16 protein-coding genes and 1 tRNA gene are annotated in these 25,606 nt (G+C 33.0%); 14 read left to right on the top strand and 3 right to left on the bottom strand.

The window, feature by feature from the left end; all coding sequences use genetic code 11:
* A tRNA-Val gene (locus tag ACEN2I_RS17800) sits at window positions 1-74 on the bottom strand.
* Between the two features lie 243 nt (window positions 75-317).
* Here ACEN2I_RS17800 and ACEN2I_RS17805 point away from each other — a divergent pair.
* From ACEN2I_RS17805 to pheT, 6 genes are all read left to right on the top strand, one after another.
* Window positions 318-2,108, top strand: coding sequence for an ABC transporter ATP-binding protein (locus ACEN2I_RS17805; protein ID WP_441767449.1), 1,791 nt, complete (start codon window positions 318-320; stop codon window positions 2,106-2,108).
* 612 nt (window positions 2,109-2,720) lie between these two features.
* Window positions 2,721-3,779 carry an efflux RND transporter periplasmic adaptor subunit gene (locus tag ACEN2I_RS17810; RefSeq protein ID WP_441767450.1) on the top strand — a complete coding sequence of 353 codons (1,059 nt, stop codon included), beginning with the start codon at window positions 2,721-2,723 and terminating at the stop codon, window positions 3,777-3,779.
* A 67-nt stretch (window positions 3,780-3,846) separates the two neighbouring features.
* On the top strand, window positions 3,847-6,945 hold the full coding sequence (locus tag ACEN2I_RS17815) for an efflux RND transporter permease subunit (protein WP_441767451.1): 3,099 nt from the start codon (window positions 3,847-3,849) through the stop codon (window positions 6,943-6,945).
* A gap of 76 nt (window positions 6,946-7,021) precedes the next feature.
* The gene (locus ACEN2I_RS17820; RefSeq protein WP_441767452.1) at window positions 7,022-8,332 is read left to right on the top strand and encodes a TolC family protein; all 1,311 of its coding nucleotides are present in this window, start codon (window positions 7,022-7,024) and stop codon (window positions 8,330-8,332) included.
* Window positions 8,333-8,358: 26 nt separating this feature from the next.
* Entirely contained in the window at window positions 8,359-9,222 is an 864-nt protein-coding gene (locus ACEN2I_RS17825; protein WP_441767453.1) for a bestrophin family protein, read from the top strand.
* A 172-nt stretch (window positions 9,223-9,394) separates the two neighbouring features.
* Complete coding sequence (pheT, locus tag ACEN2I_RS17830; RefSeq protein ID WP_441767454.1) at window positions 9,395-11,815, top strand: phenylalanine--tRNA ligase subunit beta; 2,421 nt, start codon at window positions 9,395-9,397, stop codon at window positions 11,813-11,815.
* Window positions 11,816-11,869: 54 nt separating this feature from the next.
* On the opposite strand, the gene ACEN2I_RS17835 is transcribed toward pheT, so the two are convergent.
* Together ACEN2I_RS17835 and clpB are read right to left on the bottom strand one after the other, a co-directional pair.
* Entirely contained in the window at window positions 11,870-12,757 is an 888-nt protein-coding gene (locus ACEN2I_RS17835; RefSeq protein ID WP_441767455.1) for a DUF808 domain-containing protein, read from the bottom strand.
* A 372-nt stretch (window positions 12,758-13,129) separates the two neighbouring features.
* Window positions 13,130-15,733, bottom strand: coding sequence for an ATP-dependent chaperone ClpB (gene clpB, locus ACEN2I_RS17840; protein ID WP_441767456.1), 2,604 nt, complete (start codon window positions 15,731-15,733; stop codon window positions 13,130-13,132).
* Window positions 15,734-15,941: 208 nt separating this feature from the next.
* On the opposite strand from clpB, the gene ytxJ reads away from it, so the two are divergent.
* The 8 genes from ytxJ (at window position 15,942) to ACEN2I_RS17880 (ending at window position 25,594) form a co-directional block, all read left to right on the top strand.
* Complete coding sequence (gene ytxJ / locus ACEN2I_RS17845) at window positions 15,942-16,331, top strand: bacillithiol system redox-active protein YtxJ (protein WP_441767457.1); 390 nt, start codon at window positions 15,942-15,944, stop codon at window positions 16,329-16,331.
* Window positions 16,332-16,505: 174 nt separating this feature from the next.
* Entirely contained in the window at window positions 16,506-18,170 is a 1,665-nt protein-coding gene (locus ACEN2I_RS17850; protein ID WP_441767458.1) for an OstA-like protein, read from the top strand.
* A gap of 108 nt (window positions 18,171-18,278) precedes the next feature.
* Complete coding sequence (locus ACEN2I_RS17855; protein ID WP_441767459.1) at window positions 18,279-19,472, top strand: aspartate aminotransferase family protein; 1,194 nt, start codon at window positions 18,279-18,281, stop codon at window positions 19,470-19,472.
* Between the two features lie 304 nt (window positions 19,473-19,776).
* Window positions 19,777-21,174 carry a tetratricopeptide repeat protein gene (locus ACEN2I_RS17860; protein ID WP_441767460.1) on the top strand — a complete coding sequence of 466 codons (1,398 nt, stop codon included), beginning with the start codon at window positions 19,777-19,779 and terminating at the stop codon, window positions 21,172-21,174.
* Entirely contained in the window at window positions 21,174-21,923 is a 750-nt protein-coding gene (locus ACEN2I_RS17865) for a shikimate dehydrogenase family protein (RefSeq protein ID WP_441767461.1), read from the top strand. The genes ACEN2I_RS17860 and ACEN2I_RS17865 overlap by 1 nt, the downstream gene beginning before the upstream one ends.
* A 66-nt stretch (window positions 21,924-21,989) precedes the next feature.
* Entirely contained in the window at window positions 21,990-22,739 is a 750-nt protein-coding gene (locus ACEN2I_RS17870) for a lipid A phosphoethanolamine transferase (protein ID WP_441767462.1), read from the top strand.
* A 263-nt stretch (window positions 22,740-23,002) separates the two neighbouring features.
* Entirely contained in the window at window positions 23,003-24,991 is a 1,989-nt protein-coding gene (locus ACEN2I_RS17875; protein ID WP_441767463.1) for a DUF349 domain-containing protein, read from the top strand.
* Window positions 24,992-25,177: 186 nt separating this feature from the next.
* Entirely contained in the window at window positions 25,178-25,594 is a 417-nt protein-coding gene (locus ACEN2I_RS17880; protein WP_441767464.1) for an OsmC family protein, read from the top strand.
* The last annotated feature ends 12 nt before the right edge of the window (window positions 25,595-25,606 follow it).

Here is a 25,606-nt window from a genome sequence, read left to right on the forward strand (position 1 = left end):
GGGCGATGAGGGGTTCGAACCCCCGACCCCCTCGGTGTAAACGAGGTGCTCTGAACCAGCTGAGCTAATCGCCCTTTGTTTAAAGGTGTGCAAATATACAGCTAGAATTTGTATTTACAAGCATATTTTGAAAAAAAAGTCAAATATTTTTCAGTACAATCATTTATCAATCTACATTTCAGCTCTTTAAAAAGAAATAAATACTGATGTTTTATTAGTAATTAGTTAAAATACCATATTTGAAAAGGGATTATTGATTATTCTTTTGTATTCACTGGCTATAGTTATACATTTGCATACCTTAATTGTATATTCAAATGGCAAGATATCAAGAAAATGATTTACCTAAAGCTAAATTAGACTCTAACTCACTTCAAAAAGCACTCAGAATCTTTAAATATGCCAAAAACCATAAATGGAAATTTTTCCTTGGATTGGTTTTCTTATTATTAACCAGCGCCACTGCCCTCGCCTTTCCTAAATTAATGGGAATGTTAGTCGATTGTGTTACCAATAAAGATCTTGATAAAGCCAATAAAATTGCGATCGCCCTTATGGGTATCCTGGTTTTGCAGGCCATATTCTCGTTTTTCAGAATTTCTCTTTTTGTAAATTTTACTGAAAATTCCTTATCGAATATTCGTTTTGCATTGTATGAGAATTTGGTTAAACTTCCCATGTCTTTTTACTCCCAAAAACGTGTTGGTGAATTGAATAGCCGAATCAGTGCGGATATTTCGCAATTACAGGATACTTTTACTACTACAATTGCTGAGTTTTTACGCCAGTTTATATTAATTATTGGAGGTTTCATTATTTTAGGAAGCATTAGTCCTAAATTAACTTTGATGATGCTGGCCATTGTTCCGATTGTAGCTGTTGCTGCGGTTATTTTTGGAAGATTTATTCGTAAATATGGCAAAAAAACACAAGACAAAGTAGCCGAAAGTCAGGTTATTGTTGAAGAAACTTTGCAGGGAATCAGTAATGTAAAAGCTTTTGCCAACGAATGGTATGAAATTCAGCGCTATAAAAATAAAATTAAAGAAATTGTAAAAATCGCCATCAAAGGCGGTCAGTATAGAGGATATTTTGCTTCCTTTATTATTTTATGCCTTTTCGGATGTGTCGTTGCCGTGGTTTGGTACGGGATTACCTTAACCATAAAAGGCGAAGTAGAAGGAGTTGGAGATTTGATTTCGTTTGTACTTTACACCACTTTTATTGGCGCTTCTTTTGGAGGAATTGCTGAAATGTATGCACAGATTCAAAAAGCGGTTGGTGCAACTGAACGTGTTTTTGAATTATTAGAAGAAACTCCAGAAGAAATCAATGCAAATACTAAGACAGCTCCTTTAGAAAAAATAAAAGGAAACGTTTCGTTTCATAATGTGGCCTTTAGTTATCCATCCCGTAAAGAAGTTGAAGTTCTGAAAGATGTAACTTTCAAAGCTGAATTTGGCCAAAAGATTGCTATTGTAGGTCCGAGTGGTGCCGGAAAATCGACTATTTCTTCGCTATTATTGCGTTTCTATGACATCACATCTGGTGAAATTCTGGTTGACGAAAAAAACATTTATGATTACGATTTAGAAAATCTTCGTGGCAACATGAGCATTGTTCCTCAGGATGTTATTTTATTTGGAGGAACTATCAGAGAAAATATCGCCTATGGAAAACCGGACGCTTCTGATGAAGAAATAATGCTGGCAGCCAAACAGGCAAATGCCTTGAATTTTGTGGAAGGTTTCCCAGAAAAATTTGAAACTTTGGTGGGTGAACGCGGTGTGAAACTATCCGGTGGACAGCGTCAGAGAATTGCAATTGCAAGAGCATTGCTTAAAAACCCTAGTATCCTGATTTTAGATGAAGCGACTTCTTCTTTAGACAGTGAAAGCGAAAAATTGGTTCAGGAAGCCTTAGAAGTTTTAATGGAAGGAAGAACCAGTATTATTATTGCTCACCGTCTTTCGACGATTAGAAATGCTGATAAAATTTTAGTTCTGGATAACGGAAAAATTACAGAAGAAGGAACCCATCAGGAATTAATAAATCTTGAAAACGGGATTTATAAAAACCTAAGTAATCTTCAATTTAGCAATTCTTAGTAAGTTTTGAAAATCAAATAATTTAAATGCAATAAGACGAAATGTTTTATTGCATTTTTTTTTGAAGTTTCCTGAAAAGAATATTGCACACAAACCAAATATCATAATCCTTTGAGTGTTATTAGTTTTTAATGATAATTTTTATTCTGTTTGATCACAATATTTCACCGGGATTCTATCAAAAACAGAAAATAATTATTAGAAACGGTTCCTGATACATTTTTTGTTCCGTTTTGAACGCAAAAACACTCAAACTGACGTTTTTAATAATACTCCTAATAGATTTAAAAACCTGTCGGGATATTAAAAATATCTTTTTACTCAAAAGTCCTAGCCCCGATAGAAGTGAAAATCCTTTTATGCCGGGGTTCGGCAAAAAAGATTGCAACGAATAGCGGGATTAGCTCCTAAAAATTATTTTAAAATTTCAATTAAACCTTTTTTGTAAAATAAAGTCTAAGTTAGTTAAGATTAAAAAAACAATAAAGATCGATTTAAGAACATTTGTACATACAGATGTTAAATAAACACTAAGCCCTTTTGTTTTACCCTCAAAAAGCTAAATTTGCAAACCACTAATTCATACCTAAATCACATTTTACCTTAATTTTTATGAAAGTAAAAAACCTAATTTATGCCCTTATCATTATAGTACTCGGTGGATTTATCACGTATAGAGTAATGTCCAACAAAAGCAAAAATGAAGAGTCTAAAAAATTTGGAGATAAAAATAAGCCAACAACTGTAAGCGGAATTGTTGTTCAAACTTCGACTTTTGATAACAATTTATCACTATCAGGATCTATAGAAGCGAATGAGCAGGTAGAAATTCACAGTGAGGTTTCAGGCATTGTCGAAGGTATATATTTTACTGAAGGCAGTTATGTAAACAAGGGCCAGGTGCTTTTTAAGGTAAATGATATTGAATTAAGAGCACAATTAAAACAGGCTCAGACAAAAGAAGGTTTAGCCGGTGAAAACGAAAGAAGGGCTAAATTATTATTACAAAAAGAGGCTATCAGTCAGGAAGAGTTTGATGTTGCAAACGCAGATTTCGCCTCAATGAAAGCACAAACCCAATTAATTAAAGCTCAAATTGCCAAAACTTCTGTAAAAGCCCCTTTTTCTGGAAAAATTGGTTTGCGTTCTATTTCTCCGGGTACGTATATCACCCCAACAATTTTGGTGGCAAAATTGGTAAACACCGGCAAGCTAAAAATCACATTTTCGATTCCTGAAAAATATGCTTCTCAGGTAAAATCAGGTTCGGTTATTGATTTTTCAGTTTCAGGATCAAACAAAATTTATAAAGCAAAAATATATGCTATTGAACCGGAAATCGAAGTCGCAACGCGTACTTTACAAATTCGTGCCATAGCAGATAATATTGACGGAAAACTTTTTCCGGGAACTTTTGCAGATGTAAAACTACCATTAGATATCATAAAAGATGCGATCGTTGTTCCTTCTGAAGCGATTATACCTGTACAGGATGGAAAAAAAGTTTATATCGCGAATATGGGTAAAGCCAAGGAAGTTATGGTTGATGCAGCTACAAGAACCGATGCTTCAATTTTGATTTTATCAGGTTTAAAAGCAGGTGACACCTTAATTACGAGTGGCGTAATGTCATTGAAAAACGAGGCTCCGATAAAAGTTAAAGTAAAATAAGTCTTAAAGTCTAAAGTCATAAAATCTACAATTTAGCAATCTAATCTTAAAGACTAAAATCAAAAAAATGAGTTTATCAACTACAAGCATAAGAAGACCTGTTTTAACCATTGTACTGAATCTTTTGATCATTTTATTCGGTTTCATTGGTTATACTTTTTTGGGTGTTCGTGAATTTCCTTCTATTGATCCTGCTCAGGTTTCCATCAGAACCAATTATACGGGAGCTAATTCTGATATTATTGAGTCACAAATTACAGAGCCTCTTGAAAAAGCTGTAAATGCTATTGATGGAATTAGAAATATAACGTCCTCAAGTAATCAGGGAAGCAGTAATATTACTATAGAATTTAACTTAGATAAGGACCTCGAAGAAGCTGCGAATGATGTTCGTGATAAAGTTTCACAGGCAATTAGAAGTTTACCGCAGGATATAGATGCTGCGCCAGTTGTTTCTAAAGCTGATGCCGACAGTGAGTCTATTATTTCTATGACAGTTCAAAGTGACACCAGAAGTTCTTTAGAATTAAGTGATTATGCTGAAAATGTAATTTCGCAGCGTTTAGAAACAATTCCCGGTGTTAGTGCTGTACAAATCTGGGGACAAAAACGTTATGCCATGCGTTTGTGGATTGATCCTGTAAAATTAGCCGCCTATGGCTGTACTGTTTCTGAAGTCCGTACTGCATTAAATGCTCAAAATGTTGAATTACCATCCGGAAAATTAACTGGTAAGAATACAGAACTTACAGTAAAAACTATTGGAAACTTATCCAAGCCGGAAGAGTTTAACAATATCATTATCCGTACAGACGGAGATAAGATTGTCCGTTTTAGTGATGTTGGAACTGCCGAATTAGGGCCTGAAAATATCGAAACTGGATTAACTTCTTCGGGACTTCCTATGATTGGTTTAGCTATTGTTCCAATGCCCGGAGCCAATTACTTAGATATTTCATCTGAATTTTATAAAAAATACGAGGCCTTAAAAAAAGATTTACCTAAAGACATAAAACTAAATATTGCTCTTGATAATACGCTATTCGTAAAAAAATCAGTACTTGAAGTTGCAGAAACTCTTGGGATTTCTATAATACTAGTTATCATCATTATCTATTTATTTTTTAGAGACTGGGCAATTGCTTTCCGTCCTTTGATTGATATTCCGGTATCCTTAATTGCTACTTTTTTCATTATGTGGCTTTTTGGTTTTTCTATCAACGTATTGACTTTACTGGCTATTGTTTTAGCAACCGGTCTGGTGGTCGATGACGGAATTGTAGTTACCGAAAATATCTATAAAAAAGTCGAAGAAGGAATGTCGCCAATTGAAGCTGCAATAAAAGGTTCTAATGAAATTTTCTATGCTGTTATTTCGATTTCTGTAACTTTAGCCGCTGTATTCCTGCCAGTGATTTTCTTAGAAGGTTTTGTTGGTAGGCTCTTTAGGGAATTTGGAGTTGTTATTGGTGCCGCAGTATTAATTTCTGCCTTTGTATCTCTGACTTTAACGCCAATGCTAAATGCTTATTTAATGAAAGGCGGAGAGCAGAAAAAGTCTAAATTTTACATTAAAACTGAACCTTTTTTTGAAAAATTAAATAGCGGTTATGCCGAATCGTTACAACGTTTTATTGACAAGAAATGGCTTAGTTTTCCCATTTTAATAGCCTGTTTTGGATTGATTTACCTATTTTTCACTATACTCCCAAAAGAAACTGCTCCTTACGATGACCGCAGTTCTGTAGTTATGCGAATGAATACACCTGAAGGTTCTTCTTATGAATACACCAGTCGTTTTATGCAGGAAATATCAAAATTGGTTGATGATTCTATTCCGGAAAAAAAAGTAAGCTTGGTCGTTACGGCACCAGGTTCCGGAGGTTCTGCAGCAAATTCCGGATTCATTCGTCTTTCTTTAAACGCTCCGGATGAAAGAGAGCGCTCTCAAAAAGATATTGCTGATAAACTAACCAAATGGACAAAAAAATATCCTGATGCAAAAACATCTGTAATTCAACAGCCAACAATTTCGGTAAACAGACGTGGAGGCTTACCTATTCAATATATTATCCAGGCTACTACTTTTGAAAAATTAAGAGAAAAAATTCCTCTTTTCATGGAAGAAGTGGGAAAAAGTGATGTATTTTCGATAACCGACGTGAATTTAAAATTTAATAAACCCGAAATCAACGTAAGCATTGATCGTGCAAAAGCGGAGAGTTTAGGAATTTCTATTATCGATATTGCACAGACTTTACAGCTTTCTTTAAGCGGACAGCGTTTTGGCTATTTCATTAAAAACGGAAAACAATATGAGGTTGTAGGGCAGTTTAATCAAGAAGACCGTTCTAAACCTTTAGATTTGACTTCTATTTTCGTAAAAAGCAAAACGGGGCAATTAATTCAAATGGATAATGTTGTAAAGATCGAAGAACAAAGTAATCCCCCACAATTGTATCACAATAACAGATATATGTCTGCAACTGTTTCTGCAGGTTTAGCGCCAGGTAAAAGCATCAGCGATGGTATTGAAGAAATGGACAAAATTAAAGCGAAAGTTTTAGATGAAACTTTTACAACTGATTTAAGTGGCGAATCGAGAGATTTTGTTGAAAGCAGTTCTAATACTTCATTTGCTTTTGGACTGGCTTTATTATTAATTTTCCTGATTTTAGCCGCTCAGTTTGAAAGTTTTATAGACCCGTTTATTATTATATTAACTGTGCCAATGGCTGTTGCCGGAGCTTTGTTCTCCTTATGGTTATTCAATCAGACCTGGAATATCTTTAGCCAGATCGGAACCGTAATGCTTATCGGACTGGTAACTAAAAATGGTATCTTGATTGTTGAATTTGCGAATCAGTTACGCGAACAGGGGAAACCAAAATTAGAGGCCATTTTAGAAGCTTCAGAAGCACGTTTGCGCCCTATTTTAATGACAAGTTTAGCAATCGCATTAGGAGCTTTGCCAATTGCCATGTCGCTAGGAGCTGCTTCTACAAGTAGAATCGGAATGGGAGTTGTAATTGTTGGTGGAACCATTTTTTCTTTAGCCTTGACTCTTTTTGTAATTCCGGCTATTTATTTAATGTGGTCAAAAGCCAGAAAACATTATCCAGAATTTGACCATATTGAAGAATATGAAAGAGATAGCAAAATATAGATTCTTAATTTTTGAAATAAATATCAAGAGCTGTGAATTAGTTTAAAAAATCCAATTCACAGTCAAAATTTATAATATGAAAACTAAAACAATATTAAAAAGTCTGATTTTATTTTTGTTTTGCATAGCAAAAAGCAATGCACAGGAAATCCTGACTATTGAAGAGGCTATGAGAATAGCTTTAGAAAATAATTTTGAAATAAAAATTGCCAAAAACAATTCAAAAATAAACGAAGCCAATGTAACTATTGGAAATGCCGGTATGTTACCTGTTGCTACAGCTTCTGTTACTGATAATAACAGTATTCAAAACTCATCCCAAACACGTCAGGATGGTACTTCAACCTCACTGGACAACGCTAAAAACAATAGTCTAAATTACGGTGTAAGCCTTGGCTGGACAGTTTTTGACGGAATGAAAATGTTCGCCCGATTAGATCAGTTAAAGGAACTTCAAAAGCTAGGCGATTCTCAACTAAAACAAACAATTTTAATAAAAATTGGTCAGGTAAACTCTACCTATTATGATTTGGTACAGCAGCAACAGCAATTATCAGCACTAGATACTACAATTGTTATTTCAAAACAAAGATTAGAGCTTGCAAAAAATCGTTTTACGATTGGTAAAGCCTCAAAATTAGAAGTTTTGAATGCGCAGGTAGATCTAAATTCTGATCAGGTTGCTTTATTAAGACAAAAAGAATCTTATGCCAACTCTAAAATTTTATTAAACCAACATTTAGCACGGGATCCTAAAATCGATTATAAAGTCACAAATGAGGTAACCGTTGACGATAAATTAATCTTTGCTAATTTATTAGATTTGGCACAAAAACAAAATCCTGCTTTAGAAGCCCAGATAATCAACAAAAGAATTGCCGAATTGCAGTTGAAACAAGTAAAGGCAGATCGGTATCCTATTGTAAATTTAACCTCTGGGTACAATTTTGCAGAAAGTCAGTCGAGTTTAGGTTTTACAAGTGAGGCTTCATCAAGAGGTTTAAATTATGGTTTTAATGCTACACTTAATATCTTCGATGGATTTAATCAGCATCGAAATGAAAAAGTAGCAAAATTGCAAATCGAAAATTCTCAAATTGCAATTGAACAGCAAAACATGATTCTGAATACACAATTAAGCACAGCTTTTCAAACGTATTTAACCAATATTGAATTGATTGACCTGGAAGATGATAATGAAGAAATAGCAAGACAAAACCTTTCAATTACTTTGGATAAATTTAGAATAGGGACTATTACAACATTAGAATTCAGAACAGCACAGCTTAATTATGTAAACGCAAAAGTACGTTACAGCAATGCTCAGTATCAGGCTAAGTTATCTGAAATTGCTTTAAAAGAATTAGCCGGAAATATTAGTTTTTAGTTTAATTTTGTTTGAAAATACATTAGATGATTTCATACAATACAAAAGACTGGTTTACATTTATCTTTCATTTTCACAAATCTGATACTGTAAGGAAATTGCTCCCTATCATGGTTGCTATCGGAGTTTATTCTGGAATCGTAGGCTATTTTGAAGTAATATATTTAGGAATTGACGCTAACCATTATATAAAAAATATTCCGCTTATGCACGGAATATTAGGTTTTGTAATTTCTCTATTACTTGTTTTTCGAACCAATACAGCCTACGATCGTTGGTGGGAAGCCAGAAAACACTGGGGTGCTTTAGTAAACAACAGTCGTAATTTTGCCATAAAACTTTCTGCTATTTTGAAGGATGAAAATGACCGGAAATTTTTCAGGAAATTCATACCTTCCTACGCTTCTGTTTTGTACAAACATTTAAACAATTCCGAAACTGCAAAACAGCTTTTTGAAGATGTAGATTTGGAATTAGATCATCATAAACACAAACCCAATCAGGTAAAAAGAATGATGTCACATAAAATTAATGATTTGTATGAAGCAAGAAAAATAACCGGAGATCAACTCATTATTTTAAATGCAGAATTAGTAGCCTTTACTGATATTTGTGGTGCCTGTGAACGAATTAAAAACACGCCTATTCCCTACTCTTACAGTGCGTTTATAAAGAAATTTATATTTTTCTACACCATGACTTTACCTTTTGGATATTCTTTAAGTTTAGGTTATTACGTAGTTCCGGTGGTTGTTTTTATCTTTTATGTTTTGGCAAGTTTAGAATTAATCGCTGAAGAAATCGAAGATCCTTTTGGAGATGATGAAAACGATTTACCTATCAAAAAAATATCCGAAAATATTAAAAAACATGTCGAAGAATTAATTTAAAAATCCAAGACATATTTTACTCTAAATTCGTTGTGATTCAGTTGTAAAACTTTGTGATTTTTATTTTTTATAATTCCGATAAAAGGAAATTTTAGAAAACAAAAAAATAGTTTCCAACTACCGTAATCAATGCTTATATTTACATTTTTATTTAAAGAACAATAGCGTTAACATGAAAATATCTTATAACTGGTTAAAACAGTTCATTAAAACAGACTGGACATCAGAACAAACGTCTGAATTACTTACAGATTTAGGTTTGGAAGTTGAAGTTGTGGAAAAATACCAATCAGTAAAAGGCGGTTTAGAAGGAGTTGTGGTAGGACATGTGCTGACTTGCGAAAAACATCCTGATGCAGACAGATTAAAAGTTACAACCTTAAACATTGGTTTAGAATCTCCAATACAGGTTGTTTGCGGTGCTGCAAACGTTGCGGCCGGACAAAAAGTACCAGTTGCTACCATAGGAACAATTTTATATGATAAAGAAGGAGCTGAATTTACTATTAAAAAAGGTAAAATTCGTGGTCAGGAAAGTCACGGAATGATTTGCGCAGAAGATGAATTAGGTCTTGGAACAGCTCATGACGGAATTATGATTTTAGATGAAGCTTTAGTTCCGGGAACTCCTGCTTCAGAAGTCTTTAAAATAACTAATGATGAAGTTTTCGAAATTGGATTAACTCCAAATCGCGCTGACGCCATGAGCCACTATGGTACAGCACGTGATTTAAGAGCCGGAATGCTGCAGCACGGCGTTAATATAGAGTTGATTACACCATCGGTAAGCAATTTTAGAGTCGACATGCGTACGATGAAAATTGACGTAAATATCGAAGAGCCACTTTTAGCTCCAAGATATTGTGGTGTAACAATTTCTGGCATTACGGTAGAAGAATCTCCACTATGGTTAAAAGATCGCTTAAAAGCTATTGGATTAACTCCTAAAAATAATATTGTAGATGTCACCAATTATGTTTTACACGAATTAGGACAACCTTTACATGCATTTGATGCGACAAAAATTAACGGAAAAATAATTGTAAAAACACTTCCTGAAGGAACTAAGTTTGTAACTCTTGATGATGTCGAAAGAACATTGCATGCAGAAGATTTAATGATTTGTGACGAAAAAGGCCCTCTTTGTATTGCCGGGGTTTTTGGCGGAAAAAAATCAGGAGTTACGGAAGGGACTACTTCTATATTTTTAGAAAGTGCCTATTTTGATGCCGTTAGCATACGTAAAACAGCAAAAAGACATCAATTAAATACAGATGCTTCTTTTAGATTTGAAAGAGGAATTGATCCAACTATTACGGAATATGCCCTGAAGCGTGCTGCTCTTTTGATTCAGGAAGTGGCAGGAGGAAAAATCACATCTGATGTCGTAGAAGTGTATCCGAAAAAAGTAGAAGATTTTTCTGTTTTACTAAATTTCAGTCATGTTTATAAAATTATCGGGCAGGAAATTCCAAAAGATACGATCAAAAAAATATTAGTTTCTTTAGACATTAAGGTTAATAGTGTTTCTGAATCCGGATTAGGATTAACTATTCCGGCATACCGAGTTGACGTGCAGCGTGAAATAGATGTTATCGAAGAAATTTTAAGAGTTTATGGATACAATAACATTGATTTCTCTAAAAAATTTAATGCAACAGTTTCTAATTCACCAAGAACCGAAGATTATAAAGTACAAAATGTAATAGCCTCTCAATTAAACTCACAAGGTTTTCACGAGATGATGGCGAATTCTTTAACGACAGCAGCTTATGCAAAATTATCTACTGTTTTAAAAGAAGAACATAATGTTACGATGCTAAATCCGTTGAGCAGTGATTTATCAACTATGCGCCAATCTTTACTGTTTTCAGCCTTAGAAGCGATATCCTACAATATTAACCGAAGAAATTCAGATTTAAAATTATTTGAATTTGGAAAAACATACCATAAATATCTAAATGGTTACGAAGAACACAAACACTTAAGTTTATCAATTTCAGGAAACAGAAATAAGGAAAGCTGGACAAATCCACAAAAAACTACTGATTTCTTTTTATTGAAAGGATATGTAACCGGAATTTTAAATCGATTAGGAATTGACAAAATTGCAAACGCTCCAGTACAATCTGATATTTTTTCAGAAGGAACTTCAATCTGCTACAACAATGATACACTAGTTGAAATGGGGGTTGTAAAAAAATCAATTTTAAAACATTTTGGTATAAAGCAAGAAGTTTATTATGCTGATTTTAACTGGGATTTGGTACTAAAAATAATCACAGGAAAAATTAAATATTCTGAAATCCCTAAATACCCTGAAGTTCGCAGAGATTTAGCTTTGTTAATTGATCAGAATACAACTTACGAGAGCATTTATAATTTGGCCAAACAAACAGAAAAATCTCTTTTGAAAGATGTCAATTTATTTGATGTTTATGAAGGAGATAAACTTCCTGAAGGCAAAAAATCCTATGCCCTGAGCTTTACAATTCAGGATAATACAAAAACACTTACGGATACGCAGATTGATAAAATCATGTCCAAACTCCAACAGACTTTTGTAACTGAGCTTGGAGCGAGTTTAAGATAAGAGCATAAAAAAACACCAGCATTTGCTGGTGTTTTTTTATGCTTAAAAATATATTTATTTAGCTCTTACTTTTTTTAACAGCTTTTTAAACAAATTCACAAGTCCTAAAACTAAAAGTCCTAATACCAAACCTACTACGAATTCTTTTATAATTGAAGGAATGTTTATCTTAGGGACAAAGTGATGGAAAAATGGAATATAATGTACAAAAATACCTCCTGCAACTAATAATAATGCAACTGTACCAATTACAGTTAGACTTTTTATAACTAACGGAAGAGCTTTTACCAAAATATTACCAATAAATTTTGATATGCTTTTTTCTCTTTTACTAACTTTTATAAGTTTATATCCTGCTTCATCCATTCGAACAATAAGAGCAACAATACCATAAACCCCAATCGTTGCAAGTACAGCAATTATTGATGTTACGATTATTTGTTGTATGATTGGATTACCGATAACAGTTCCTAAAGCCATAATTACTATTTCTACCGATAATATAAAATCGGTTAGGATTGCTGACTTTATTTTTCCTTTTTCAACTTCTAAAATTTCTTCTTCTGTAAGCGTTAGTGCTGATATTCCTTCAGATTCTTCATGCTTATGTGGAAAAATAAACTCGTAAATTTTTTCAGCTCCTTCATAAGCCAGAAAAAGACCTCCCAAAACTAAAATTATAATAATTGCAAATGGTAAAAATGCACTCAGCAAAAAAGCAATTGGCAGGATGATGATTTTATTAAGAAGGGAACCTTTACTAATTGCCCAAAGTACCGGAAGTTCTCTGGAAGAAGCAAATCCTGAAGCTTTTTCTGCATTTACTGCCAAATCATCACCGAGAATACCGGCAGTTTTCTTTGCTGCGACCTTACTCATTACTGCAACATCATCCATAATTGCTGCGATATCATCTAATAGTACAAAAAAACCTGATGCCATTATAATGTATATTTAGTATTAAATTCGAATAATTTTTAATTATGCGAATCTAATACTTTTGATTTAATTTTTTTCTAAAAATTTAGCTGCATTGCCCTAAAAGCAGCCAAATAATTACAAAAACGAGAATTGTACCAAAACATCCTCCACCTAATTTTTTAGCTCCGTAACCTGCGATTAATCCTCTAAAGATATTATTCATAATTTTTGTTTTTAAATTTATTATAAAGATGTAAATATTAAATAATAATTCATTTATAAGAATTTTATAAAAAGTTTCATTATTTACAGTCATTATAAAAAAAACCAACATTGCTGTTGGTGTTTTTCAAACATAAAAGATGCCCTGCGGTGGGGCTATATCAAAAAATATTATGCTACTGGTTGTGTTTGGTTTCTAAAAACCAATTTACCGTCAAAAGCATCAATTAAAATAATACTATCGGTTGTAATATTTCCAGCCAGAATTTCTTTTGACAATTGATTTAAAACTTCTCTCTGAATTACTCGTTTTACCGGTCTGGCACCAAACTCCGGGTCATAACCTTTATCTGAAAGATATTTAATTCCTTCCGGAGTTGCATCCATAGTAATACCTTGCAGAGCCAGCATTTTACTGACACTCTTAAGCTGTAAACTCACAATTCTCGAAATATTATCAACCGTTAACGGTGTAAACATTACGATCTCGTCGATACGATTTATAAATTCTGGACGAACGGTTTGTTTCAATAATCCTAAAACTTCCACTTTTGCTGCTTCTGTAGCAGCCTCAATTCCACCTTTCAGATTGTGAAATTTTTCCTGAATAATCTGACTTCCCATGTTAGAAGTCATGATGATTATCGTATTTTTAAAATCAGCCAAACGTCCTTTGTTGTCAGTCAAACGTCCTTCATCTAAAACCTGTAATAAAATATTGAAGGTATCCGGATGCGCTTTTTCAATTTCATCTAACAATATTACAGAATATGGTTTTCTACGAACAGCTTCCGTCAATTGTCCGCCTTCATCATATCCAACATATCCAGGAGGTGCTCCAACCAAACGGCTCACACTGTGGCGTTCCTGATACTCACTCATGTCTATACGCGTCATAGCATTTTCATCATCAAAAAGATATTCGGCCAGAGCTTTTGCTAACTCTGTTTTACCCACTCCGGTTGTCCCTAAAAACAAGAACGTACCAACAGGTTTCTTCATATCCTGTAAACCAGCACGACTTCTACGAACAGCATCACTCACAGCTTCGATGGCTTCCTCCTGACCTACTACTCTTCTGTGCAGTTCTTCTTCAAGATGAAGCAGTTTTTCTCTTTCGGTCTGAAGCATTTTCATTACCGGAATTCCGGTCCATTTTGCAACCACTTCGGCAATATCCTCACGTGTAACTTCTTCTTTTATTAAAGAATTTCCTGATTGATAATCTTGTAATTGTTTTAATAAAACATCCAAACGTTCTTGTGCTTCTTTGATTTTTCCGTAACGAATTTCAGCTACTTTTCCGTAATCACCATCACGTTCAGCACGTTCAGCTTCGTATTTAAAATCCTCAATTTCTTGTTTTACAGCCTGAATTCCGTCTACAACATCTTTTTCCGATTTCCATTTGGTGTAAATAACATTACGGTCTTCCTTCAGATTAGCCAAATCCATACGTAAAATTTTCAGCTTACTCTCTTCTTTCTCACGTTTGATGGCTTCAATTTCGATTTCTAACTGCATGATTTTACGATCCAAAACATCTAACTCTTCTGGTTTTGAATTGATTTCCATACGTAATTTAGAAGCGGCTTCATCCATCAAATCGATCGCTTTATCCGGCAAAAAACGGTTTGTAATATATCTTTGCGAAAGTTCTACGGCAGCGATAATCGCTTCATCTTTAATTTGAACCTTATGATGCGTTTCATATTTCTCTTTGATTCCACGTAAAATTGAAATAGCACTTTCAGTATCAGGTTCATCCACTAAAACCTTCTGAAAACGGCGTTCTAATGCTTTATCCTTTTCGAAATATTTTTGATATTCATCTAAGGTCGTTGCGCCAATAGCTCTTAATTCACCACGAGCCAAAGCGGGTTTTAAAATATTCGCTGCATCCATCGCACCTTCACCTCCACCAGCGCCAACCAGCGTGTGAATTTCATCAATAAATAGCACGATATCACCCTCTGCAGCGGTAACTTCTTTTACAACAGATTTTAAACGTTCTTCAAATTCACCTTTGTATTTTGCGCCGGCAATCAAAGCTCCCATATCAAGAGAGAAAACAATCTTATCTTTTAAATTTTCAGGCACGTCGCCATCAACAATTCTGTGCGCCAAACCTTCTGCAATAGCGGTCTTACCAACTCCCGGCTCTCCTACTAACATTGGATTGTTTTTAGTTCTTCGGGTAAGAATTTGCAATACACGACGAATTTCTTCATCCCGTCCAATAACAGGATCAAGTTTTCCTGTTCGTGCTAATTCGTTTAAATTTTTAGCATATTTATTTAGTGAATTATAATTTTCTTCAGCAGAAGCCGAAGTAACTCTTTCTCCTTTTCTAAGTTCTTCGATTGTGGCTTTTAAAGCTTTTCCCGTAACGCCCTGATCTTTTAAAATTTGTGCGGCTTTACTTTTTGAATCAAAAATGGCTAAAATTAAATGCTCGATAGAAACATATTCGTCGTTCATTTTTTGCGCAAAAATCTCAGCTTCATTCAAGGCTTTGTTGGCATCTCTTGAAAGCACAATATCTCCTCCTGAAACTTTTGGAAAACTCTGAATAGTTGAATCTAATATTTGTAAAAACAAAGGCACATTAACATTAAGCTTTTTCAAAATAAAGGGCGCGACATTTTCATCCACTTCAAAAATAGCTTTAAAAATGTGTTCATTTTCGATCTGTTGCTGACCGTATCGTTGTGCCAATTGCTGGGATAGCTGTATAGCTTCCTGGGATTTAGTTGTAAATTTATTTATGTTCATGTTTTTATTAAGATTTGGATTGATTTTTATTTTTTAAATATCGATAACATTAAAATTAGAATTTATTGCATTAAATTTTAACTTTAAATAATTTAACTTTGCTTATATATTTCAAAATGCATTCCATACTAAAATTACAGACAAAATGACATTGAAAATAGTTTTTTATCTATTTCTACCAGTCAAAAAGTCATAAAACAAGTCAATTATGAGTTTTTTTAATTCAATCTTCGGAAATTCAGAGAATACAGATTCTCCAAAAAGTAATGTAAACTGGACAGAATTGACTAACATATTACAACTGCAGGAAGTTGAAGCCATATCGAATGAAAAGCCGGTTGTGATTTTCAAACACAGTACCAGATGCAGTATTAGCCGAATGGCTTTGAAACAATTTGAGCGTGAATTTGACTTGAATCATGCTGTTGATGCGTACTTTCTCGATTTGATTGCACATCGTGATGTTTCAAATGAAATTGCCCGAAAATTTAATGTATATCATGAATCCCCACAATTGATTTTAATCAAAAATGGAAAAGCAGTTTATGATGTTTCACATAGTGATATTGATGCTGTAAGCCTGAAAGCTAAGATTTAGTCTTTTCTAAAAATCAAACTTCTTTCAAATTCAATATATTTATGAAGACGATTTCTGAAGAATCATTTCAATTTGTTTTTTTGCTTTAAAAAATACTCTTTTGTCATTATAAATAAATCTTAATATCGATTAAGGTTGATACCTTTTTCATAAATTTGACAAAAATTAAATCAATTGAAGAAATCACTCTTTTTCATATCATATTTTTTGCTTTTAGCAAGTATACAAAGCGCTATTGCACAAGCTCCTAAAAAAATAATAGTTGAAAACTCAGACTTTTCAGATGTCAACGAAGTAGAAATTCCCGGTGCCCTTTTGCTTACCGGAAATGTAAAAATAAATCATGACGGCATAATACTTACTTGCAATAAAGCATATTTTTTTCAAAAAGAAAATTATATCAAAGCATTCGGAAACGTACAGCTTGTACAAGGTGATACTTTATTCTTAAACAGTAAATATGCAGAATATAGTGGTAATGTAAAAAAAGCATTCGCTACCGGAAATGCAGTAATGACCTCTCCCGATGCAACCTTACAAACGGACACCATAAATTTTGACAGGAATGTACAAGAAGTTTTTTACAACACTAAGGGCACAATTGTAAACAAAGACAATACATTAGTAAGTAAATCAGGGAGATATTATGTGGCAGAGAAAAAATTTCAGTTTTTAACTGAAGTTACGATTACCAATCCCAAATACGTTATAAAATCGAATCACTTAGATTATTACAGCAATTCCGGTCATTCCTATTTATTTGGTCCATCCACAATTACCAGTAAAGCGAATTACATTTACACAGAAAAAGGTTTTTATGATACCAAGAAGAATCTGGCTCATTTTCTCCGAAAATCCTACATAAAATATGACGACAGACTTATTGAAGGAGACAGTTTGTATTATAATCGAAATACCGAATTCGCCTCCGCCACTAGAAACGTAAAAATCACAGATTCTGTCAATCGAGGAATAGTGAAAGGTCATTATGCTGAAATTTACAAGTTAAAAGATTCAATGTTTGTAACCAAAAGAGCCGTTGCCATAAATCTGGTAGAAAAAGACTCCGTTTACATTCATGGTAAAAAATTAATGGTTACCGGAAAAGAAGGTGAAAGAATTATCAGGGCCTTTAATAATGTTCGTTTTTACAAAATCGATATGAGTGGAAAATGTGATTCACTTCATTCAAATAGTAAAACAGCGCTTACAAAATTAATAGGCAATCCAATTTTATGGAATGGAGAAAGTCAGATTACCGGAGATATCATGCATTTAATTGGTGATAATAATACCCGAAAATTAGACTCGCTCAAAGTGCTCAACAACACTTTTATAATTTCTCAGGATACACTAGGAACCGGATATAACCAGGTTAAAGGCCTCAATTTGTTTGGAAAACTCAAAGATGGAAAACTCCATGATGTTGATGTAATAAAAAATACAGAAGTTATATATTATGCCCGAAATGATGCAAAAGAACTTGTCGGAATTAATAAAAGTGTAAGCAGTAAAATCAATCTTATTCTGGAAAACAACACTATTGAAACTATTACTTTTTTTAAGAATGTTGATGGTGATCTTTATCCTGAAGGCGATTTATCAGAAAATGATCTTAAATTAAAAGGTTTTGTCTGGCGGGGAGATGAACGAATAAAATCAAAAGATGATATTTTTTCTGCAGAAGAAAACGAACTTAATGACAAATTAATCAAAGAAGGAAAAGCAGAAGACGCCAAACCAAATGTTCCGATGAAAGTCAGAAAGGAAACACTAAATTATGACAAGAAGAAACCTGCTGCAAAAACCAGTGCGACTAACACAAAAGCAAAAAAATAATGCTTTGTATAAATCTTAGCGACTTTTTAGCTTAAAAAATGCAATCACTGTTTTTCAATTTAACGTCAAAAAGACTTAGAATCTTAGTAGCTCAGAAACTCAAAAAAAATGAATTCAGATTTTATAAAATATCAGGCACAAACTTCTCCTTATCCACTCGGCATGGAAGTTTCACATGCTATAGGCTCATATATTTACGACACAAATAATAAAAAATATTTAGATTTTGTAGCAGGTGTATCTGCTTGCACACTTGGGCATCAACATCCAGGAGTGAATCAGGCTATTAAAGATCAATTAGATAAATATTCACATGTAATGGTTTATGGTGAATATTCACAAAGTCCTGCTGTTGAATATTGCAAATTATTGGCTTCACTCCTGCCTGAATCTTTAAATAAAACCTATTTGGTTAATTCAGGCACAGAAGCAATCGAAGGTGCACTTAAATTAGCAAAACGAACAACAGGTAGAAGCCAGCTTATTTCCTGCCATAATGCTTATCACGGAAATACTATGGGTTCCATGAGCGTCATGGGATTTGAAGAACGCAAGCAAGCCTTTCGTCCATTACTCCCTGATGTTGATTTTATCACTTTTAATAACGAAGAAGATTTACAAAAAATAACCACAAAAACAGCCGCGATTTTATTAGAAACGATTCAGGGAGGTGCTGGATTTATACAACCTTACGATAACTTTTTACAAAAAGTCCGTAAACGATGTGATGAAGTTGGCGCCATGATGATTCTTGATGAAATTCAACCAGGTTTTGGCCGTACAGGAAAACTTTTCGGATTTCAAAATTACGATGTTGTTCCAGATATTGTCGTAATGGGAAAAGGAATGGGTGGCGGAATGCCTGTTGGAGCTTTTACCGCATCTGCTAAAAAAATGGATCTTTTAACCGAAAATCCAAAATTAGGGCATATTACTACGTTTGGCGGCCACCCTGTCATTGCGTCAGCCTGTTTAGCGACTTTGAAAGAATTAACTGAAAGTAATTTGATGCGGGAAACTTTAGACAAAGAAAAACTCTTCAGATCAACTTTGGTACACCCTTTGATAAAAGAAATTAGAGGAAAAGGATTAATGCTTGCCGCAATGACAGAAACTTCCGAGATAACAAATCAGGTAATTTTAAACTGTCAAGATAAAGGACTAATTTTATTCTGGCTGCTGTTTGAAGGATGCGCCATACGAATAACACCGCCATTAACCATTTCTGAAGAAGAAATAAAAGAAGGCTGTGCCATAATTCTGAATGTTATGGATGAAATCCTGAAGAAAAAAAATAAATAAGAATTTGGAGCTAATTCAGTACACAAGGCAAATCCGAACTGGCGATAAATTAACTTTATCTTTTACTTTTAAAAGAAAAAAGCTTAAGAATATCGTTCCTATCTGGGTCAGGAACCTGAATTAAAAAATAAAAATTACAATAATAACCAAATAATCTTTTATATAACAGAAGATTATAATAAAAACAGAATAAAAATTCTGTCCATATTGTTAATTAAATTGTTCAAAACAATTAATTTTTAATCCTTACAACAATAATATGGTTGCCTAAATTTATAACAGGCTAATTTCAAAAAAACAAAGTATGCAATTAAGCAACGAAGAAGAAGATTATAACCTATCCCTATCCAAATTTGAGTCGATGTTAAAAACAAACAAAGTACTCTTTTTTGATTCTGAAGAATTTGAAGAAATTATTCTTCATTATTTAGACATAGGCAAGGCTAATTTAGCAAAAAAGGCCTTAAAACTTGCATTAGACCAACACCCAAAATCTACAGGCTTAAAATTAGTACAAGTAGAGATGTTGGTTTACGACGATAAATTAGAAATCGCCGAGAAACTTTTAAATGAGTTGTATGCAATCGAACCCAACAACGAGGAAATTTACATCCAGAAAGCCAATATCTGTTCCAAAAGAGATCAACACGAAAAAGCAGTAGAATTACTTAAAATTGCCTTACAATACACAGACGATTTCGCTGATGTTTATAACTTAATCGGAATGGAATATCTTTTTATGGATAATCTCGAAATGGCAAAAGACAGCTTCATCAAATGCCTTGAAGAAGATTTAGAAGATCAGTCTGCATTATATAACGTTGTATATTGTTTTGAGTTTTTAGATCAAAATCAGGAAGCAATTGCATATCTTAACGAATATATAAACAAAAATCCATATAGTGAAATTGCCTGGCATCAGCTTGGACGTTTACATTACGGCGTAAAAGAATATGAAAATGCTATTCGCGCTTTTGACTATGCAACCTTGATTGACGAAGAGTTTTTAGGTGCTTTCATGGAAAAAGCAAAGGCTTACGAACGCCTTAAAAAATATATTGAGGCAATAGAAAGTTACAATCGTACAATCGAATTAGATGACGCTACTTCCTATGCATTGTTGCGTATTGGAAAATGTTACGAAAAATTAGGGAATACCGTCTTAGCTTTAAAATATTTCAACCAGACTGTACATGAAGACCCTCTTTTAGATAAAGGATGGATTGCTATAACTGATTTTTACGTTCGTCAGAAAAACTTCCAGAAAGCTTTATTTTTTGTCAATAAAGCGTTAGCAATTGACAATCAGAATCGCCTATATTGGAAACGTTATGCAACAATTAATAAACAAATGAACTTTTTTGAAGAAGCAGAATTTGGTTATAGAAAAGCCGTAGAATTTGGTGATTACGCATTAGACACTTGGTTATTCTGGGTAGATATTCTTCAGTTTTTAGGAGAATTTGATAGTGCGATACAAACTTTATTACAAGCTTCAGAATATTTTCCGGAAGAAAACGAAGTTGAATATCGTCTCGCAGGTTTATATTTCATGATTCAGGACAATACAAAGGCTAAATTTCATTTAAGTAATGGTTTACGTCTAAACTTCGACAATTATATTTTAATTGAAGATTTATTCCCTGTAGTCTGGACGAAGAAAATGGTAAGAAACTATATTGAAAAACATAGGAAACAATAATGATTGATATCTTAAAAAGACGTTTTGGCTTATTAGGCCGCAATATTAGCTATTCCTTTTCAAAAGGATATTTCACAGAAAAATTTAACAACGAGGTTTTTACAGGAAACAGTTACGAAAATTTTGACATCTCTGAAATAAATCATTTTACAGGATTAATTAAAAATAATCCAGACTTAAAAGGTCTTAATGTTACGATTCCTTACAAAGAACAGGTAATTCCTTTTTTGGACAGCCTTTCAAAGAAAGCAGCTTTAATTGGAGCAGTAAATACAATAAAATTTACAAAAAAAGGAAAATTAAAAGGATACAATACAGATTATTACGGCTTTAAAAAATCATTAAAGCCATTATTAGAACCACATCACAAAAAAGCACTTATTTTGGGTACTGGCGGTGCATCAAAAGGTGTGGCCTTTGCTCTTGATGAACTTAATATTCCTTATACTTTTGTTTCAAGAGAAGCTAAAGAAAACATCATTAATTATCATTTAATTAATGCTACATCTTTTGACAATTACCAAATTATAATCAACTGTACACCAGTGGGAACAAGCCCAAATATTGCTGACTGTCCTGATCTTCCGTATCAATTTTTTACGGACAAGCATATCGCTTATGATTTAATTTACAACCCTGTCGAGACTCAATTTTTAAAAAATGCCAAAGAAAAGGGTGCTGTCATAAAAAATGGTCTTGATATGCTTATTTTTCAGGCAGAAAAAGCATGGAAAATCTGGAACAAATAAAAAAGTTGGCTGTAAACAAATTATAAAGTAATTTACGTAACTTAGACTACTCATTAACAGTCGGTTATGAATAAAATTTTTCTGTTTTTCTTGTTGAGCTTTTTATCTTCAATTGCAATTCATGCACAAGATACTATTGACCATAAAAAAAATATTTATACCGAAGCACGTTACCACTACTACCTAAAGACAATTTTACTTTTTAATGAATATTTAGATACCGATTCCGGATCTTTTAATACGACTCAGCTTCGTTTTTTACATCCGATTGCTAATAAAGCCTGGAATTTGAGAGTGGACCTGCCTTTAGTCTCTACAAATACATCCTCAATGAATAAAACTGGAGTTGGGGATATTAGTGTTGGAATTAGTCATATTCCTTATCTAAAAAAAAATGGAGGAATCGCTTTTCGTGCCAGAGTAATATCAAATTCGGCAGCTGATCCGGCCATAGGAACAGGAAAATGGGTATTTTCTCCAGCTTTTTTTTATGGAAAATACTTAAACGAAGAAAAGCTATTATGGATATCATCTTTAGAAAACCAAATTAGTTTTGCTGGCTCTAATAATAGGAATGAAATAAATCTTACCACATACGAAAATTATTTTATGTTCATTCTTGGTAAAAACTGGCTTGCTTTAGATGCGGCTTTCAGATATAATGCAATAAACAAAAGTTTCCCAAATAATGCATTTATAGAATTTGGCAGAAGAATAACCAAAAATGATATGGCTTATATACATCCAAGCGTTGCTTTTGGTAATCATAAAACGTATAATTTTGGCTTAGAAGTTGGAATGCTCATTTTGTTTTAATCTTCTTTTTTTAGATATAAATTTTCGTTAGATCAGTTTTTTTTAAAACAAAAAAAATCACCTTTCTTTAAATTTAAAAATTTTAGAATTGTTGCTATTATCTGATTATCTTTAAAAATAATAAAATCAATAATTTGAAAATCGCACTTTAGTTGATCAGAATTTAAATACAAAAACAGTATAAACAAAGGATTTATTTTGTATTTAGAAACACCTTTACTATCTTTCGCAATGTTTAAAATAAAAACCTTACACATTTAAAAATGTTAGAAGAAAAGAATGATAACCTGCAGGAAGCAGATGGAAAATTAGGAATCGACTCGAAAGATTCTTCACTAAATGATGCAATTGAAACATCAATTTCTGAAACTCCAATAGAAAATGAAATTTCACTTCCTGAAGATGAAATAGAAAATATTGAAGTCACAGAACCAAACCATCAGGAAGCATTAGATTCCATAACAAATTCTAATGCTGAAGAAAGCGAAGACGAAACATTAAAAGACCGTCATGATATACCTATGCAGGATTATGACACGTTTTCGTTGGATGCACTTGTCGATGAATTAAAAAAGCTTGTAAATACAGACAAAGTAATGTCTGCAAAAGATCATATTGAAGAAATTAAAAAATCATTTTTACTTCAATTTAATCATCTTATTGAAGAGAAAAAAGAAGAATTTAACGCTTCAAACCAGGATCCAAATGAAGAGTTTCAATATCATTCTCCATTAAAAACAAAATTTGACGAGTATTATAATATATTCAGAGAGAAAAGAAATGCTCATTTTAAACATTTACAATCCAATTTAAAATCAAATTTAGAAAACCGACTTGCTATAGTTGAGGAACTAAAAGAACTTATAAATCCACAGGAAAACATTAAAGATACTCTTAAACATTTTAATGAATTAAGAGAAAGATGGAAAAATGCTGGGGCAATTCCGAAAGACAAATACAATCACGTTTGGAATAATTACCACTTTCATGTAGAAAATTTTTATGATTATCTACATTTAGACCGCGAAGCGAGAGATCTGGATTTTAAATACAATTTAGAACAAAAACAAAAAATCATATCTCGCGTTGAAGAATTGGTAAATGAAACCGACATTAGCAAGGCATTTCGCGAATTACAGGATTTGCATAGAATCTGGAAAGAAGACATCGGCCCTGTTTCTAAGGAACACCGTGATACAATCTGGAATGAATTTAGCGAATTGACTAAAAAGATTCATGACAAAAGAGAACTTTTATTTGAAAGCCAAAGAGCAAACGAACAGCAAAATCTCGAAATTAAAAAAGGAATTATTGCCAAAATTGCAGTTTTAGCTACTGAAAAGGTAGGCTCTCACTCACAATGGCTTGTACAAATACAAAAAATTGAAACACTTAGAAATGAGTTTTTTGCTGCTGGAAAGGTGCCGAGTGAAGTAAACGAACAGACATGGGCTGCGTTTAAATCTGCCGTTAGAAACTTTAATTCTTTTAAGAATTCGTTCTATAAAGATATTAAAAAAGATCAAAACGATAATTTAAACAAAAAATTGGCTCTTGTGGCAAAAGCCCAAGAACTACAGGAAAGTACAGATTTTACCACTACAACTCCAATAATGAAGCAAATTCAGGAAGAATGGAAGCAAATCGGTCACGTACCAAAAAAATATTCTGATAAAATCTGGAAAGAATTTAAAGATGCATGCAACCACTATTTTGATAAATTAAAAGCGCATAAATCTGAAGAAAATGTCGATGAAGTGGCTGCTTTCGATAACAAAAAAGCTTATTTAGAAACTTTAAGGGCATTTGAGCTTACAGGAGACCATAAAACTGATCTAGATGCAATTAAATTACATATTGAAACTTGGAAAGGTTTTGGAAAAGTTCCTTTTTCAAGACGTCATATAGAAGGTAAATTCAATAAAATCTTAGATGCTCTTTTTGAAAAATTAAGCCTGAGTAAGAAAGATACAGAAATGATGCGTTTTTCTAACCGTATTGACACATTATCTGAAAACAATGATACTCGTAAACTAGACAATGAAAAGATCTTCTTAATGCGTAAAATTGAAGAAGTTCAAAATGAAATTTTTCAGTTAGAGAACAATATTCAGTTTTTCACTAATACAAAAAACGCAAAGAAAGAAAACTCTATAGTTCTTGAAGTTCGTAAAAATATTGCTATTCATAAGGAAAGCCTTGAATTATGGAAAGATAAACTGAAACAATTGCGTAATTTAAATAAGGAATAAGATATTAGATTTATAAATTAAAAAAGGGTATAATGAAAGTTTTCATTATACCCTTTTTTATGATTTTCACTTTTCAATAACACATTGATAAAACAAAATTGTAAAATATTGATTATATTTGATCAACACATTATAAACTGATAATTAACACATAACATTTAACTATTAATCCTAATAACAATAAAAATGAAATTCACAAGAAAAGCTAATGCCAGCTGGAAAGGAACCGGTATGGAAGGAACAGGAAATATCAGTACACAAAGTACAACTTTAAATAATGCTCAATTATCTTTCAAAACAAGATTTGCAGACGGGGTAGGAACTAATCCCGAAGAACTTATCGCAGCTGCTCATTCAGGCTGTTTTACAATGCAATTAAGCTTCTTATTGAATGAAGATGGATTTGTTGCTGATGATTTATCGACAGAAGCCACAGTAACTTTTGAAGACGGTACTATTACTTTAATCCATTTAGAGCTAAAAGGAAAAGTACCTTCTATAACTGCCGAAAAATTTGCAGAAATTGCTAAGAAGGCAAAAGAAATCTGTCCAATTTCAAAATTATTAAAAACTGAAATCACATTAGGTATTAATTTAATTTAGAAATCCTAAATT

Origin of the sequence: Flavobacterium sp. W22_SRS_FK3, assembly GCF_052113665.1 — a bacterium.
GTDB lineage: Bacteria > Bacteroidota > Bacteroidia > Flavobacteriales > Flavobacteriaceae > Flavobacterium.

What these genes read in the sequence shown, in the direction of transcription:
- ACEN2I_RS17855 (WP_441767459.1), top strand. Translation starts at nt 18,279, where the DNA reads ATGAATTCAGATTTTATAAAATATCAGGCACAAACTTCTCCTTATCCA.
- pheT (WP_441767454.1), top strand. Translation starts at nt 9,395, where the DNA reads ATGAAAATATCTTATAACTGGTTAAAACAGTTCATTAAAACAGACTGG.
- ACEN2I_RS17815 (WP_441767451.1), top strand. Translation starts at nt 3,847, where the DNA reads ATGAGTTTATCAACTACAAGCATAAGAAGACCTGTTTTAACCATTGTA.
- ACEN2I_RS17810 (WP_441767450.1), top strand. Translation starts at nt 2,721, where the DNA reads ATGAAAGTAAAAAACCTAATTTATGCCCTTATCATTATAGTACTCGGT.
- ACEN2I_RS17805 (WP_441767449.1), top strand. Translation starts at nt 318, where the DNA reads ATGGCAAGATATCAAGAAAATGATTTACCTAAAGCTAAATTAGACTCT.
- ACEN2I_RS17865 (WP_441767461.1), top strand. Translation starts at nt 21,174, where the DNA reads ATGATTGATATCTTAAAAAGACGTTTTGGCTTATTAGGCCGCAATATT.
- ACEN2I_RS17835 (WP_441767455.1), bottom strand. Translation starts at nt 12,757, where the DNA reads ATGGCATCAGGTTTTTTTGTACTATTAGATGATATCGCAGCAATTATG.
- ytxJ (WP_441767457.1), top strand. Translation starts at nt 15,942, where the DNA reads ATGAGTTTTTTTAATTCAATCTTCGGAAATTCAGAGAATACAGATTCT.
- ACEN2I_RS17870 (WP_441767462.1), top strand. Translation starts at nt 21,990, where the DNA reads ATGAATAAAATTTTTCTGTTTTTCTTGTTGAGCTTTTTATCTTCAATT.
- ACEN2I_RS17875 (WP_441767463.1), top strand. Translation starts at nt 23,003, where the DNA reads ATGTTAGAAGAAAAGAATGATAACCTGCAGGAAGCAGATGGAAAATTA.
- ACEN2I_RS17880 (WP_441767464.1), top strand. Translation starts at nt 25,178, where the DNA reads ATGAAATTCACAAGAAAAGCTAATGCCAGCTGGAAAGGAACCGGTATG.
- ACEN2I_RS17820 (WP_441767452.1), top strand. Translation starts at nt 7,022, where the DNA reads ATGAAAACTAAAACAATATTAAAAAGTCTGATTTTATTTTTGTTTTGC.
- ACEN2I_RS17825 (WP_441767453.1), top strand. Translation starts at nt 8,359, where the DNA reads ATGATTTCATACAATACAAAAGACTGGTTTACATTTATCTTTCATTTT.
- ACEN2I_RS17860 (WP_441767460.1), top strand. Translation starts at nt 19,777, where the DNA reads ATGCAATTAAGCAACGAAGAAGAAGATTATAACCTATCCCTATCCAAA.
- clpB (WP_441767456.1), bottom strand. Translation starts at nt 15,733, where the DNA reads ATGAACATAAATAAATTTACAACTAAATCCCAGGAAGCTATACAGCTA.